Source organism: Cohaesibacter sp. CAU 1516 (genome assembly GCF_005771485.1).
GTDB lineage: Bacteria > Pseudomonadota > Alphaproteobacteria > Rhizobiales > Cohaesibacteraceae > Cohaesibacter > Cohaesibacter intestini.
Window position 1 is genome coordinate 401,113 of record NZ_VANT01000002.1, and the last position, 14,504, is coordinate 415,616.

Genomic DNA, 14,504 nt, shown 5'->3' on the forward strand with positions numbered 1-14,504 from the left:
TCACAGACCCTTGATCTGAAAGCAACGCCAGAGAGGATCAAGTCCCGGTAGTCTTGGAACACCCAAAGTTGTTAGAGCCCTTATACAGGATTCACGTGAAACGCTTCCAGCGTTATTTACAAAAATTTTGTTTTCAGGGATTCACGTGAAACCGACTCAGCTCGATAGATTTAACAAGAATCCGCGATTCACGTGAAACACTGTCAAACCAAAATCTAAATCACCCTGTTTCACGTGAAACGATCCACTATTTACCCACACAGAATTGTGAAAAAATCACGCCGAGCATATCTTCGACATCAATGCGTCCAGTGATTTTCCCCAGCTCATCCCCAGCCATGCGCAAAAATTCGGAGCGAATTTCTAGAGGAGAGTCTGAGTAGATAAGGGATTTGTCCACATTATCCACACAAACTCGCAAATAGGCCTCGTGGCGTTTACGGGTAATTAGGATATTCTCCGCTCCATCGAACAAATCCGCGATTTGTTTCACAAACGAATCGTAAAAGAAATCCATCCCCATGCCGCTCTTCACCGACACAAAAAAGGCATGATCTTCGCCTTTTTCCGGCACTTGTGGATCGGAGCGGGCATCCCCTATCCGGTCCTGCTTGTTGAACAGAACCATCCGTTCAGCCCGCGTGTTGAGTGACACCCGTGCATCGGGGATGCTGGCATCCACAACTTCAATCAACAGATCGGCATACTCGCTGCGTTCAAGCGCCCGCCGAATGCCTTCCTGCTCGACAATATTGTCGGATTCGCGCAAGCCTGCCGTATCAATCATTGTCACCGGATAGCCTTCAATATCCAGATGCAGCTCCAGCAGATCGCGTGTTGTTCCAGCTTCTTCCGTCACAATCGCCACATCCCGCTTGGCAAACCAGTTGAGCAACGACGACTTGCCTGCATTGGGATGACCGGCCAGCACCACGGTCAGCCCATCACGCAAACGTTCACCGCGATGGGCATTGGCCAGATGATGCTCCATCTCGGCCTTGAGCTTCTGCAATTTTGGCCAAATCACATCAGATACGGCACCTGGCACATCTTCCTCATCGGAAAAATCCAGTTCCGCCTCAATCATGCTGCGGGCATAAAGCAGGGTTTCGCGCCAGCCTTCAATCACACTGCGATGAGCGCCACTCGCCTGCCGCATGGCCTGTTTGCGCTGATTCTCGGTTTCCGCATGGATAAGATCGGCCAGTCCTTCAATCTCGGTCAGGTCAAATTTGCCATTCTCAAACGCTCGCCGGGCAAACTCCCCTGCTTCTGCCAACCGGCAGTGATCGAAGGAACCAAGCAATTCCAGCATCGCCTTGACGATTGCCCGCCCCCCATGCAGCTGGAACTCGACCACTTCCTCTCCGGTAAAGGATCGCTCGCCGGTAAAAAACAGCACCAATGCCTGATCAATCACATCCCCCGTATGCGGGTTGGTGATATAGCGCAGCGCCGCAAAGCGAGATTTCGGTTCCGAATCGACAAGACAATTCATGACCTCTCGTGCCCTTGGTCCGGAAATACGGACAACCGCAACCCCTGCCGGGACTGCACCAGAGGAAAGAGCGAAGATGGTATCACGTGTCATGATGCTTTGGGTCCCAAGGTCCGGGTGATGAGGCCCTGCCTTTGTGGGTGAGAAGGGGCGACCATTTCTGATCCGATTCGATGTCTGGCGACCAAAACGATCCTGTCGATCTGCGGCCGCGTGGCAGCCATGAAAAAAGCCGCCTGACATGTGTCAGACGGCTTTCTAATCGTTCCTGCAATCAAGAGCAAGCCCAAACCTTTTCGGGCCTGCTGCAGATCAGGTATTCATATTGTCGAAGAACGCGGCATTGTCTTTGGTTGACCGAAGCTTGTCGAGCAGAAACTCGATCGCATCGACATTGCTCATCGCCCCAAGGATACGGCGCAGAACAAAGACTTTCTGCAGCTCCTTGCGGTCGACCATAAGCTCTTCCTTACGGGTGCCGGATTTCAGAATATCCATTGCCGGGAAGATACGCTTGTCGGAAACCTTGCGATCAAGAACGATCTCGGCGTTACCGGTGCCCTTGAATTCTTCGAAGATCACTTCATCCATACGGCTGCCGGTATCGATCAGCGCTGTTGCAATGATCGTCAGTGACCCGCCCTCTTCGATATTACGCGCCGCACCGAAGAAGCGTTTCGGCCGCTGCAGGGCGTTCGCATCAACACCACCGGTCAACACTTTACCCGAAGACGGGATCACGGTGTTGTAGGCACGGCCCAGACGGGTGATCGAATCGAGCAGAATGACCACATCGCGACCATGCTCAACCAGACGCTTTGCCTTCTCGATCACCATTTCGGCGACCTGAACGTGACGGGACGCCGGTTCATCGAAGGTGGACGAGACCACTTCGCCATTCACCGTGCGCTTCATGTCCGTCACCTCTTCGGGACGTTCATCAATCAGCAGCACGATCAGACAGCTGTCGGGATGATTGGCGGTGATCGACTTGGCGATATTCTGCAGCAGCACCGTCTTACCAGTACGCGGCGGCGCGACGATCAGCGCACGCTGTCCCTTGCCAAGCGGAGCAACCAGATCGATGACACGGCTCGACATATCTTTGCCGTCCGGATCAGTGGCTTCCAGCTTAAAGCGTTCTTCAGGGTGAAGCGGTGTCAGATTATCGAAATGAACCTTGTGACGCGCCTTGTCCGGATCCTCGAAATTCACCGTGTTGACTTTCAAAAGCGCAAAATACCGCTCCCCTTCCTTGGGGCTGCGGATATGGCCTTCGACCGTGTCACCGGTGCGCAACGAGAACCGACGGATCTGCGATGGCGAGATATAAATGTCGTCGGGTCCAGGGAGATAGTTGGCATCTGGCGAGCGCAAGAAGCCGAAGCCGTCCTGCAAGACTTCCACGACACCTTCACCGATGATGTCGGTGTCTTTTTCTGCCAACTGTTTCAGGATCGCAAAAAGCAGCTCTTGCTTTCGCAAGGTACTGGCATTTTCGACCTCAAGCTCTTCTGCAAAGTTCAGAAGCTCTGTCGGGGATTTTTGTTTGAGTTCTTGTAGTTTCATTTCGCGCATAGCGAAACTCTCTTAAAATCTAAGCAACCAGGGGAAATTTGTAAGGAAAGGACAAAACACAGGATTGAGAATGTGTTTTGTTTGTCTCGAAACAAGAGGATGATAAGGGGTCTCAAGACTATCGTTGTGTCACGATTTCGGCGAACATACAGGCTTCGTTACTTTCGAGCAAGCCCAAAAAAGCCAGAAACCCACCTTCTGCTGCTAGAAAGCGGGTTTCACTGAACATTCGTCGTATATTTTCGAAAAAACAAAAAATCAGAAGGGTTTGACCACCGCCAAAATGACAATGCCGAGCATCAGCAAAGTCGGCACTTCATTGAAGTAGCGGTAATAGACATGGCCATGCTGATTCGCGTCCGCTGCAAACAAGCGCACATAGCGAGCACAGATCATATGATAGATGGTCAACAGGAACACCAGCACAAACTTGATGTTCAGCCAGATGGAATCAATCGACCAGATTTCATGCGGGAAGGCCAGCCAGAGACCAAAAATCCAGGCCGCGATCATTGAGGGATTCATGATCCCCTTCAACAAACGCCGCTCCATGATCTTGTAGGTCTCGGACTTGTCGGTGCCCACCTCGGTCATGGCGTGATAAACGAACAACCGCGGCAAATAGAAAATCCCCGCCATCCAAGTAATGATCGAAATGATATGCAGTGCCTTGGTCCAGGAGTAATCCAGAAACGTCAGGAATTCCATGTGTCCCTCTGGGAGTGTCAATGAAAGGAAAAGAGAAGTGCTGAAAAGAGCCGAACGAGCGCCGGCTCTCGCAAAGGGCAAGTGGCTCAGCTGCCGTAGGAGCGCACCCGATCAATCAGTTGGTGCACCAGATCGATATCGCCTTGCGGGGTGATGCCATGGCCGAGATTGAAGATAAAGGGCCCATCACTCCAGGCTTCCATGATCCGATCAATCGACTGGTCCAGATCTTTACCGCCGGTAATCAGCAATGTCGGATCAAGATTGCCCTGCAGCGCCACCTTGTCCTGAAGGGTATCACGCGCCCAATCCAGAGGTACGGTCCAGTCTAGACCAACCGCATTGATACCGGTTGCCTCGACAAAGCCCGGCAAACGCAACCCGGCCCCTTTCGGAAAGCCAATGATCTTTGCATCCGGCACTTCCGCCCGTACGCCTGCCACAATTCGGGCAATCGGTTCCTGACTGGCGGACAGGAACAGGGCGTCATCGAGCACACCGGCCCAACTGTCAAAAATCTGCACCGCATCGGCACCCGCACGCAGCTGCCTGACCAGATACAGGATGGACGCTTCCACCAGCACATCGATCAGTTTGGCAAAGGCCTCTGGCTCGCGACGCGCAAACAACCGCGCCGGTGCCTGATCCGGTGTGCCATGACCTGCAATCATGTAAGTGGCAACCGTCCATGGAGCACCACAAAATCCCAGAAAGGTGGTCTCATCGGGCAGATTGGCCCGGATCCGCTCGACAGCCTCATAGACAGGATCAAGCTGGGTCAAAACCTTGGAAGGATCGAGATCATTGATCTCCTCAACACGGATCGGATCGAGCTGCGGTCCTTCCCCTTGCACAAAGCGCACGGATCGTCCCAATGCATCGGGAACCACCAGAATGTCTGAGAAAAGAATGGAAGCATCAAATCCAAACCGACGGATCGGCTGCAACGTCACTTCGGTAGCCAATTCGGGATTGTAACACAGATTGAGAAAGCTCCCGGCTTCTGCCCGGGTTGCCAGATATTCTGGTAGATAACGACCCGCCTGTCGCATGAGCCAGATTGGGGGCACCTTTTCGGTTTGGCCATTGAGTACATTGAGTAGGCGTCGGTTGGTCACTGTCTTGGTCTCTCTCTTCATCCGGGTCTTATCTGAGCACGATCAAACGGGTTTTCCTATAAAAAAGATTCTTAGATTCTAAGATCTGTTTCTTCTTATTGGCAGTGGATTGCGGGATATCTTTTTCACCCACAAATGAGTCACAGATCGCTTGGAAAACCCCCTCCTATTTCGGTATAGACTCCTCCACTTGCAAATTGAACAGCGGGGAAAAGTCGATTTTGATCAAGGAATCCAGAAAGCTGGATCAATGTCAAAACTGAATTACGCGAGGATTAAGTGGTAACGAATTTTGCGCTCTTTGTGTATTAATTGTTTGTTAACCTAGGTTAATACATGGTTAACAAATACGTCTCCGCGCAAAAGCAATTGGGGATGGCGCTTTGGGAAAAGTGAAGAAAATCTTAAAGCGCCAGATTCACCCAACATTGTCCCCTGAGGCCCATCTGGCTTGGGGAAGAATCATCCACTCATGCGCTTTTTAGCAGCCAATCACGACAAGAAAATGACAGAAATCGGCCTTCAAGTCGGATTGTAGAAACCCCTATCCAGAAAATTTTGACCTTGGGCATAAGTGGTCCAGAGACGCAAAAAGGGGGATTTCGACAAAGGCTGGCAAGGAGATTCTTGAGAGAATCGCTCTTAACCAACCACTAATTTTCGTTCCGTTGATAACCAGCCGATCGTTCGATTTTGAAACAAATTGATCCTTTTGAATCTTTGAGAAAATCCCCGAGTCCAGCCCTGATCAACAGTTTCGTTTCTGGCTGAGTTGCTCTAAAAGGTCTCAAACCGCATTTCTTCAAAGGGACCCTGATGATGACACCCCTGATTCTAGCATCCAAGAGCCAGTCGCGCGCCGCCTTGCTTTCCAATGCCGGACTGTCTTTTGCGTGCCAAACCGCGGAAATTGATGAACGAGCCGCCGAACAGCCCCTTATCAAGGCTGGAGGCAGCCCCCAAGACATTGCCGAGTTGTTGGCAGAGGTGAAGGCGATGGATGTCTCAGATCGCAATCCCGGAGTCTTGATCATCGGTGCCGATCAGACACTCGGCTTCGGCGACAAGCGCTTTAACAAACCGGAAAATGAAGCCGCAGCCCGTGCCCAATTGCTTGAAATGGCAGGTAAAAATCACCAGCTCCATTCGGCGGTGGCTTGTGTAAAGGATGGGGAAACTTTGTGGCGCCATGTCTCCACTGCCACTCTCACCATGCGGCCACTTGGTCCCGAAGAGGTCGGCCGTTACATGGCCCGCGTTGGGGAACAGGTCCGTGCCAGTGTTGGCTGTTATCAACTGGAAGGCTTGGGTGTGCAATTGTTTGAGAAAATCGAAGGCGACTATTTCACCATTCTGGGCCTGCCGCTGCTGCCGCTTCTTTCCTACTTGCGCCGCGACCACGGTTTGGAGTTTTGATCAATGACCAAGTCTGAAGTCCCAAAAGCACCAAAGGCATTCGTCATTGGCTGGCCCATCGAACAGTCCAAATCGCCGCTGATCCATGGTCACTGGTTGAAGCAGCATGAATTGGCCGGTTCCTATGAGAAGATTGCAGTCGAGCCGCAAGATCTGGAAAAATTCGTCGGGTCGCTGCGCGACCAAAGCTTTGTTGGGGGCAATGTCACCATTCCCCACAAACAGGCGGTGCTGGCCCATGTCGATGTCATTCACGACACGGCAAAACGCCTTGGAGCAGCCAATACCCTGTGGTTTGAAGGCGACAAACTCCATGCAGACAATACCGACGGTTATGGCTTTCTCGCCAATCTTGACCAACGCGCCCCTGGCTGGGACGCAAAACAGGGCGCTCATGCCCTGGTGATTGGCGCCGGTGGCGCGGCCCGCCCGATCATTGATGGCCTGATCAACCGCAATTTCAAAAAAGTCACGCTGGTCAATCGAACCCGCGCCCGCGCCGAAGAGTTGCAACAGCTGTTTGCTGCGCTCGGTTTTGCCGACCGGGTGATGGTTGAAGATTGGGACAATCTTTCTCCAGCCCTCGTTGGCAAGGATCTGCTGGTCAACACGTCTTCCCTTGGCATGGTTGGCCAACCTGCCCTTGAAATTGATCTCGATGTGCTGCCTACTTCCGCTTTGGTCACCGATATCGTCTATAATCCGCTGGAAACCGACCTGCTGGCTGCAGCCAGTATCCGTGGCAATCGGGTCGTGGATGGACTTGGCATGCTGCTGCATCAGGCGGTGCCGGGCTTTGAACACTGGTTCGGAACGCGTCCTGCGGTAACGGATGGGTTGCGCACGCGCATTCTGGAGGCTTGAGCGATGATCAAGATCGGCCTGACCGGGTCCATCGGCATGGGGAAATCAACAACGGGGCAAATGTTTGTCGAGCGTGGCTGCCCCTTGCATGATGCGGACGCGACGGTCCATCGCCTCTATCAAGGCCGGGCCGCGCCTCTGATCGAGGCGGCCTTTCCCGGCACCACTGGCCCGGACGGGGTGGATCGCGCAGCGCTTTCCAAACAGGTAATCGGCAATAGCGAGGCCATGGCCAGACTTGAAGCGATCATTCACCCGTTGGTTCATGAAGAGGAATGCGCCTTTTTCCAAGCCGCAAAGGCGAGCGGTGCCCAGATGGTGGTGCTCGATATTCCCCTGCTGTTTGAAACCGGTGGTGAGGCCCGCGCCGATGTGATTGTCGTGGTCTCGGCACCTGAAAAGGTGCAGCGCGCGCGTGTTTTGGCCCGACCGGGCATGAGCGAAGAGAAATTCGAAGCCATCAAGGCGCGGCAAATGCCTGATGCAGACAAGCGCCAGCGGGCCGATTATGTCATCGACACCGGCACCAGCCTTGAAGACGCCGCAGAACAGGTGGACAGGGTGCTCGACGCCATCCGTCAGCGCTTTTCTCTCACCGGTGAATGAAGCATACTAAGCGGACATCAGTCCCGATAATTGGACGCAAGAGGATTCCATGGCACTCAGAGAGATCGTGTTCGATACCGAAACCACAGGGCTTGATCCCTTCACCGGCGACCGGGTGGTGGAAATTGGCTGTGTCGAGCTGATCAATCACCTGCCGACGGAAAACAACTTTCACGTCTATATCAATCCCGAACGAGACATGCCCGAAGGGGCCTTCAAAGTGCATGGCCTGTCGGAGGAGTTTCTCTCTGACAAACCGAAATTTGCCGAAGTGGCGCAAGCCTTCCATGATTTCATCAAGGACACGGTGATCATCGCGCATAATGCCCAGTTCGACGTCAAATTTCTCAACTGGGAACTGGAAAAGGCTGGTTTTCCGCAGATTGATGACAATCTGGTGCGCGATACTCTGGCCATGGCGCGGACAAAATTTCCCGCAGGACCCAACAGCCTCGATGCCCTTTGCAACCGGTTCGGCATCGACAACACCAAACGATCTCTCCACGGCGCGTTGCTCGATAGTGAGATCCTTGCCGATGTCTATCTCGAACTGATCGGTGGCCGCCAGAAAAGCCTGCTGCTGGCCGGAGAGGAAGAGGATCAGGGCAGCGGTGATGAGGGGCAGTGGGGGCGTCGTCAGAGAGTTGCTGCCCGTCCCCGGCCGAATCCCCTGCCCGGCCGTTTGAGCGAAGCGGACCGTCAGGCACATTTGGCCTTTTTGCAAGAAATCAAAGGCGACAGCCTCTGGGCTGACTATCTGCCCGAGCTGGCCAAAGTGGACAGTGAACAATCATCTTGACGCTTTTTCAGCCCCCGTCTAACCGGACGGATTCACGTGAAACGATTGGCGCTTTCAAGGCACAAAAAAGCCGACCTGCAAAGAGGTCGGCTTTTTATTACGTTCATTGAAGCAGGTCTTACTGCTCGGTCTGGCCTTCGCCTTCTTTGGCGGCCAGTTCCATCATCCGCTGACGATATAGCATCGCGAAATCGATCGGATCCACATTCAATGGAGGGAAACCGCCGCGCTGGGTCGCATCGGAAATGATCTGACGGGCAAATGGGAACAGAAGACGTGGGCATTCGATCATGACGAACGGATGCAGCTGCTCCTGCGGCACGTTGACGATCGAGAAGATGCCACCATACAGCAGCTCAACATTGAACATCACCGTTTCGCCGTCTTTGGCTTCTGCATTGAGCGTCAGCTCGGCTTCGAACTCGGTTTCGGTGATCGGCGTCGCATTGACGTTGATCTGAACATTGATGTCCGGGCTATTCTCGCGAGGACGCAGGGAATCCGGAGCATTTGGATTCTCGAAAGACAGATCCTTGATATACTGCGCCAGAATGCGCATGCCAGGAAGCTTCTGCTCTTGGCCCTCGGCAGCGCCGTTTTCTTGTGCGTCGCTCATAAATTTATTCCCGTAAATTGGTGTCCATATACAGGATTCCGGCTTGGAATCCTTCGCTATCTAGCGCCTAGCATGATGCTTGACGGGAAACAAGGAAAAGGCCCCCACGGCAGCGGCTTTTAGGCCAATTTGCCCATCTTTCCCCCCGACATACGGCGCAACGCTATCCAAAAAGGGCAATCGCCAATCAGGATTTTTCCCAAGGAGATTGGCTGTCCTTCTGGTCAGGCTTCTGGCTCGATGGCTTGGCTTCGATGGCATCGTGGCTGGTGACTTCGCTAAAGTCATCATCGTCCAGATCAATCACCGAAGGGTCCGCCGATCGGTTGCGTGTGGAGTCGGTCTGTGTCGAGGAATAGCTGTAGCTGCGATAATAGGTGCCACCTGCATTGCTGCTGGAAAAACCGGACTGCGCTGCACCGGCATTGACCAAGGTGATCCGGCTTTTGAAAAAAGCGAAAATCCCGTCTCGAATGGGTGGTACCAAAAGCAGGAAACCGAATGTATCGGTCACAAAGCCCGGTGTCAGCAAAAGAAGGCCTGCCGCCAACAGCATCACCCCATGGGCCAGTTCCTTGCCCGGCACCTTGCCTGCATTCATCTGGCCCTGAGCCTGATTGATCAGGGCAAAACCCTGCCGTCTGAGCAAAATGGTGCCGATCAAGGCGGTCAGAACAATGCCAAGGAGGGTATTGATGACGCCGATCTGCCCGCCAAGCAGAATAAAGACCCCGATTTCCAGAACTGGGACGATCAGCAGCAGGAAGGGAACGAAGGGAAACAGCGATTTTTGCATCGTAATCAAAAATACTCCAATGAGGGTGCGCTTTTTTTGGGGCTGGCATGCATCCTTTCTGGATTTGCCGACGCCTCTCCCCTACATATAGAAAGAAATGTCAAACTTGCAGGCCTTTTCTGCAAAAAACGAATGGATTAAGGCTAACTCTATGTCCGATGTCTTCGGTTTCGATCTCACATCCATCATTTTCCTTGTGATCGCAGTGGTGCTGTTCATGCGTCTGCGGGACGTTCTTGGTACACGCACCGGCAATGAGCCGGATCCTTACGATCCTTATGCCGATCCAGACAAACAGAACGATGGCAAGGCGCCACGCGCAGACGATGTTGGCGATAATGTCATTTCCTTGCCGGGTCGCGCCCAGACTGAGGAAATGGAAGCTGAGGAAAAAGCCCAGCGTCTGGAAAAGATCGCGCCGGAAGGCTCGCCACTCAATGCGGCTCTCACCCATCTGATGTCGGTAGACAAGAGTTTCGAGCCTGATTCCTTCATGGCCGGTGCCCGCTCCGCCTATGAAATGATTGTCACGGCCTTTGCCGAAGGGGACCGCCGGACCTTGAAAAAATTGCTGGCAGGCGATGTTTTTGCTGGCTTCGTTCAGGCTCTGGATGATCGGGACGAACAGGGCTTGCGGGTTGAGTTCACCTTCATCGGCATCAACAAGTCTTCGATTGTCGAGGCGGAACTGGCCGGTGGTGAAGCCCAGATCACTGTGCGCTTTGTTTCTTCCATCACCTCCTGCACCAAGGATGACATCGGTCACGTGGTGGAAGGGGATCCGAATGCCATTGACGAAGTCACCGATATCTGGACCTTTGCCCGCGATGTGACCAGCCGCAACCCGAACTGGAAGCTGATCGGCACGGAATCGGCGCAATAACAAAAGCAGGCAATCACTTTGCCGCCATGCTGACAATCGGGCCCCTTTCCTGTTCAAGGATTTGCGGGCCCGTTTGGTGAAAAGAAGGAAGAAATCAGATGATGGCTGGCCTGACCCGGACAGACTTTGCGACCCTTTCCGGTTGGGCTGATCATAATCACGAGGCGGCCTTTGCCGCCTTTCGTCACTCTGCGCCCTTCCTGATCGCCCATCCGCCGACCAGCCGTCATCCGTCGGTGGCGATCAAGGCGTTGCTTGCCGTGGCGCAAGCGGCTCTTGATTTGCCAGCCGATCTGCCCCGCCCCCATGCCCGGCTTTTTTTCGAGCGTCATTTCGCGCCCTATTCGATTGATGGCGAGGGCTTGCTGACTGGCTATTATGAGCCGGAATTTGATGCACGGCTGGCCCCTGATACCGAATTTCGCTTTCCTCTCCATCGTCGCCCGCATGATTTGGTCAGCCTCAAGACCAAGGAAGCGCTTGCTGCAGGTTTTACACCAGAGACCAGTTTTGCCCGCCAGCGCAACGGAAAGATTGAACTGCATCTGAGCCGCGCCGCGATCATGGCTGGCGGTCTTGAAGGCCAGGGATTGGAGTTCGTTTGGCTCAAAGACCCCTTCGAAGCCTATATCATCCATATTCAGGGATCCGCCCGCCTGCGGCTCGAAGACGGCCAGACAATGCGTGTCGCCTTTGACGGAAAATCCGGCCATCCCTATCAATCCCTTGGGAAATTGCTGATTGAAGAGGGTCATTTCACCCCCGATTCGATCTCAATGGGCGCTCTGATCGCCCATCTGCGGGCCATGGGTGCGGAAGGCGTCGCCTATCTTGGCCGCAATCCCTCCTATATCTTTTTCAAGCCGGTTGAAGAGCCAGCGCTCAACAGCCCGGATGTCGGCCCAGAGTCCGCGGCCCATGTGCCGCTTTTGCCTCTGCGCAGCATCGCGGTCGATCGGCATCTCCACACATTTGGCCTGCCCTTCTGGATCGAGACCATGTTGCCCTCGCTGGAACAGGGAGACGAGACCCCGTTCCGCCAACTGGTTCTGGCCCATGACACTGGCTCAGCCATCAAAGGGATGGCCCGTGCCGACCTTTTCTGCGGCTCTGGCGAGACAGCAGGCCAATTGGCAGGCATCCTCAAACAACCGACCTGCTTTACCTGTTTGCTGCCCCTTGATGAGAAGGAGCAGGCCGATGGCTAGAAAGCCTCCGCTCAATCGCAAGGATCTCAAGCTTTGGCAAAAGGTGGCTGACACCGTTACCCCGATGGAAGGCAAATCCGCTGAATTGAAGGCTCTGATCGAGACCATCGATCAGCCTTCCTCGATGGATCCGACCAATCAACCCGATCCGAACCATCCGGTTCAGCGCCGCCGCGCGACCAAGGATGACATGCTGAGTCTGAAAAAAGCCGGTATGGGGGGCAATGGCAAGCATCGCCCTCAACCCTTGCCGCCGCTCAGCCCGATTGACCGGAAGGAAAGAAAGCGCATCGTTCAGGGACGTGCCTTCATCGACGCCCGGATTGATCTGCATGGCATGACCCAGCGCGAGGCCCATTCTGCCCTGTTCGGCTTCCTGCGCAGCGCGCACAGTCAGGGCCACAAGCATGTTCTGGTGATCACCGGCAAGGGAAGCCGGGGAGATGCCGAAACCTACTCTGTCGGGCCTGAGAAGGGCGTTCTGCGCCGTGTGGTGCCCAAATGGCTGTCCGAACCGGAAATCCGGTCGTTGATTGTCGGCTTCGAGGAAGCCCATCGCACCCTCGGAGGGGCAGGCGCTTTGCATGTGCGCTTGAGAAAACGGGGCAAATCAGGATAAAATGCCTAAAGCCTGACACGATTGAAGCTCGAAACCGGGCCTGAAAAGCCCTTTGAGGACGGTGAGACATGACCCCGTTTGGTGCAAAGCTGCGGCGCATGAGGCAGGAACGCAACATTTCCCTCAAGGAAATGGCGGAGCGACTGGAGGTATCCAGCGCCTATCTTTCAGCTCTGGAACATGGCAAACGCGGCAAGCCGACCTGGTTTCTCATCCAGCGGATCATTGGATATTTCAATGTGATTTGGGATGAAGCGGAAGAATTGCAGCGTCTGGCGGAGATTTCGGATCCGAATCCAACGATTCGCACCGCGGGCCTCGATCCCAAGGCAACCGAGCTGGCCAATCTGCTGGCTGATCGAATCAATCAACTCTCTCCCGACAGTCTTGATGCGTTGATTCTGCAGCTGCGCGCTGCTTCGTCGCGAGACCGGGGCATGGGTAGCCCCGATCTCAGAGATCAGCTCTGAGCCAGATTACTTCTGTTACAGAATATAGCGGCTCAGATCGGTATTTTTGGCCAGAGCACCAATATGCTCGCGCACAAAATCACCGGTTATTTCGACCTCTTCTCCTGCTTTGTCCGGCGCTTCGAAGGAAATATCTTCCAGAATCTTCTCCATGACCGTTTGCAGGCGGCGAGCTCCGATATTTTCAACCGAGCTGTTCAGGTCCACCGCAATATCGGCGATCGTTTCGATTGCGTCGTCGGTGAAGCTCAGTGTCACCTCTTCGGTGGCCATCAACGCGCTATATTGTTTCGGCAGATTGGCTTCGGTTTCGGTCAGAATGGCGCGGAAATCGTCCTTGGTCAGCGCATTCAGTTCCACCCGGATCGGCAAGCGACCCTGAAGCTCGGGCAGCAGGTCAGAGGGCTTGGCCACATGGAACGCACCCGAAGCGATGAACAGGATATGATCGGTTTTCACCGGGCCATATTTTGTCGTCACCGTGGTGCCTTCGATCAGTGGCAGCAGATCGCGCTGGACCCCTTCACGGGACACATCTGCCCCACCGCGGCCATCCTGTGCACAGATCTTGTCGATCTCGTCGAGGAAAACGATACCGTTATTCTCCACCAAGGAAATCGCTTCCGAAACAACTTGATCTTCATCAAGCAGCTTATCCGATTCCTCCATGATCAGAAGCTCGTAGGATTCCTTGACCGACACCCGACGGGATTTGGTGCGCTCACCAAAGGCCTTGCCGAACATGTCCGACAGATTCATCACGCCCATGGAACCTCCGGGCATGCCGGGAATTTCGAAATTCGACATTGGCGACGAGCTGTCGCGCACCTCGATTTCGATTTCCTTGTCGTCCAGCAGCCCATCGCGCAGCTTCTTGCGGAAACTGTCACGGGTCGCACTGCCCGCACCGGGACCGACCAGCGCATCCAGCACCCGATCCTCTGCGGCCCTATGGGCTTTGGCCTTCACATCCTTGCGGCGGCTTTCCCGGGTCAACATGATGCCGCTTTCGATCAGATCGCGGACAATCTGGTCCACATCACGCCCGACATAGCCCACTTCAGTGAATTTCGTCGCCTCGATCTTGATGAAGGGGGCATTGGCGAGCTTGGCCAGACGGCGTGAAATCTCGGTCTTGCCGACCCCCGTCGGCCCGATCATCAGGATATTCTTGGGCAAAACCTCTTCCTTGAGGCTGTCGTCAAGCTGTTGCCGACGCCAGCGATTGCGCAGCGCGATGGCCACTGCTCGTTTGGCTTCTTTCTGGCCGATAATGAAGCGGTCCAGCTCGGACACGATTTCGCGCGGGGAAAAGTTGGTCATTC

The 14,504-nt window shown here is 54.3% G+C and carries 15 protein-coding genes; 8 read left to right on the forward strand and 7 right to left on the reverse strand.

Annotated features, from left to right (window positions below; all coding sequences use genetic code 11):
- Window positions 1-247 precede the first annotated feature (247 nt).
- The 4 genes from mnmE to hemE form a co-directional block, all read right to left on the reverse strand.
- The gene (gene mnmE / locus FDK21_RS08735) at window positions 248-1,591 is read right to left on the reverse strand and encodes a tRNA uridine-5-carboxymethylaminomethyl(34) synthesis GTPase MnmE (RefSeq protein ID WP_138148213.1); all 1,344 of its coding nucleotides are present in this window, start codon (window positions 1,589-1,591) and stop codon (window positions 248-250) included.
- A gap of 219 nt (window positions 1,592-1,810) precedes the next feature.
- Window positions 1,811-3,076: a transcription termination factor Rho gene (gene rho, locus FDK21_RS08740; RefSeq protein ID WP_114008214.1), complete on the reverse strand. Its 1,266-nt coding sequence runs from the start codon at window positions 3,074-3,076 to the stop codon at window positions 1,811-1,813.
- A gap of 258 nt (window positions 3,077-3,334) precedes the next feature.
- Window positions 3,335-3,766, reverse strand: a complete 432-nt coding sequence (gene hemJ, locus FDK21_RS08745; RefSeq protein ID WP_138148362.1) for a protoporphyrinogen oxidase HemJ — start codon at window positions 3,764-3,766, stop codon at window positions 3,335-3,337.
- A gap of 104 nt (window positions 3,767-3,870) precedes the next feature.
- Entirely contained in the window at window positions 3,871-4,902 is a 1,032-nt protein-coding gene (hemE, locus tag FDK21_RS08750) for a uroporphyrinogen decarboxylase (protein ID WP_114008613.1), read from the reverse strand.
- Between the two features lie 816 nt (window positions 4,903-5,718).
- On the opposite strand from hemE, the gene FDK21_RS08755 reads away from it, so the two are divergent.
- Genes FDK21_RS08755 through dnaQ form a run of 4 tightly spaced genes read left to right on the forward strand, consistent with a single transcriptional unit; the run spans window position 5,719 to window position 8,587 of the window.
- Window positions 5,719-6,318: a Maf-like protein gene (locus tag FDK21_RS08755; RefSeq protein ID WP_114008213.1), complete on the forward strand. Its 600-nt coding sequence runs from the start codon at window positions 5,719-5,721 to the stop codon at window positions 6,316-6,318.
- 3 nt (window positions 6,319-6,321) lie between these two features.
- Window positions 6,322-7,182, forward strand: coding sequence for a shikimate dehydrogenase (locus FDK21_RS08760; protein WP_138148214.1), 861 nt, complete (start codon window positions 6,322-6,324; stop codon window positions 7,180-7,182).
- A 3-nt stretch (window positions 7,183-7,185) separates the two neighbouring features.
- Complete coding sequence (gene coaE, locus FDK21_RS08765) at window positions 7,186-7,788, forward strand: dephospho-CoA kinase (protein ID WP_138148215.1); 603 nt, start codon at window positions 7,186-7,188, stop codon at window positions 7,786-7,788.
- Between the two features lie 49 nt (window positions 7,789-7,837).
- A complete protein-coding gene (gene dnaQ / locus FDK21_RS08770; protein ID WP_138148216.1) occupies window positions 7,838-8,587 on the forward strand; it encodes a DNA polymerase III subunit epsilon in 750 nt (249 codons plus the stop codon).
- A 118-nt stretch (window positions 8,588-8,705) separates the two neighbouring features.
- On the opposite strand, the gene secB is transcribed toward dnaQ, so the two are convergent.
- Complete coding sequence (gene secB, locus FDK21_RS08775) at window positions 8,706-9,203, reverse strand: protein-export chaperone SecB (RefSeq protein ID WP_114008209.1); 498 nt, start codon at window positions 9,201-9,203, stop codon at window positions 8,706-8,708.
- 187 nt (window positions 9,204-9,390) lie between these two features.
- Entirely contained in the window at window positions 9,391-9,999 is a 609-nt protein-coding gene (locus FDK21_RS08780; protein ID WP_210238718.1) for an FxsA family protein, read from the reverse strand.
- Between the two features lie 151 nt (window positions 10,000-10,150).
- Here FDK21_RS08780 and FDK21_RS08785 point away from each other — a divergent pair, with 151 nt between their 5' ends.
- From FDK21_RS08785 to FDK21_RS08800, 4 genes are all read left to right on the forward strand, one after another.
- Window positions 10,151-10,882 (forward strand): Tim44/TimA family putative adaptor protein, encoded by a 732-nt coding sequence (locus FDK21_RS08785; protein WP_138148217.1) that lies wholly within the window; start codon window positions 10,151-10,153, stop codon window positions 10,880-10,882.
- A 98-nt stretch (window positions 10,883-10,980) separates the two neighbouring features.
- Window positions 10,981-12,090, forward strand: coding sequence for an MltA domain-containing protein (locus tag FDK21_RS08790; RefSeq protein WP_138148218.1), 1,110 nt, complete (start codon window positions 10,981-10,983; stop codon window positions 12,088-12,090).
- Entirely contained in the window at window positions 12,083-12,709 is a 627-nt protein-coding gene (locus tag FDK21_RS08795; protein WP_138148219.1) for a Smr/MutS family protein, read from the forward strand. The genes FDK21_RS08790 and FDK21_RS08795 overlap by 8 nt, the downstream gene beginning before the upstream one ends.
- Before the next feature lie 68 nt (window positions 12,710-12,777).
- Entirely contained in the window at window positions 12,778-13,179 is a 402-nt protein-coding gene (locus FDK21_RS08800; protein WP_138148220.1) for a helix-turn-helix transcriptional regulator, read from the forward strand.
- A gap of 15 nt (window positions 13,180-13,194) precedes the next feature.
- Here FDK21_RS08800 and hslU read toward each other — a convergent pair whose 3' ends face one another.
- Window positions 13,195-14,502 carry an ATP-dependent protease ATPase subunit HslU gene (hslU, locus tag FDK21_RS08805; protein ID WP_138148221.1) on the reverse strand — a complete coding sequence of 436 codons (1,308 nt, stop codon included), beginning with the start codon at window positions 14,500-14,502 and terminating at the stop codon, window positions 13,195-13,197.
- Window positions 14,503-14,504 lie beyond the last annotated feature (2 nt).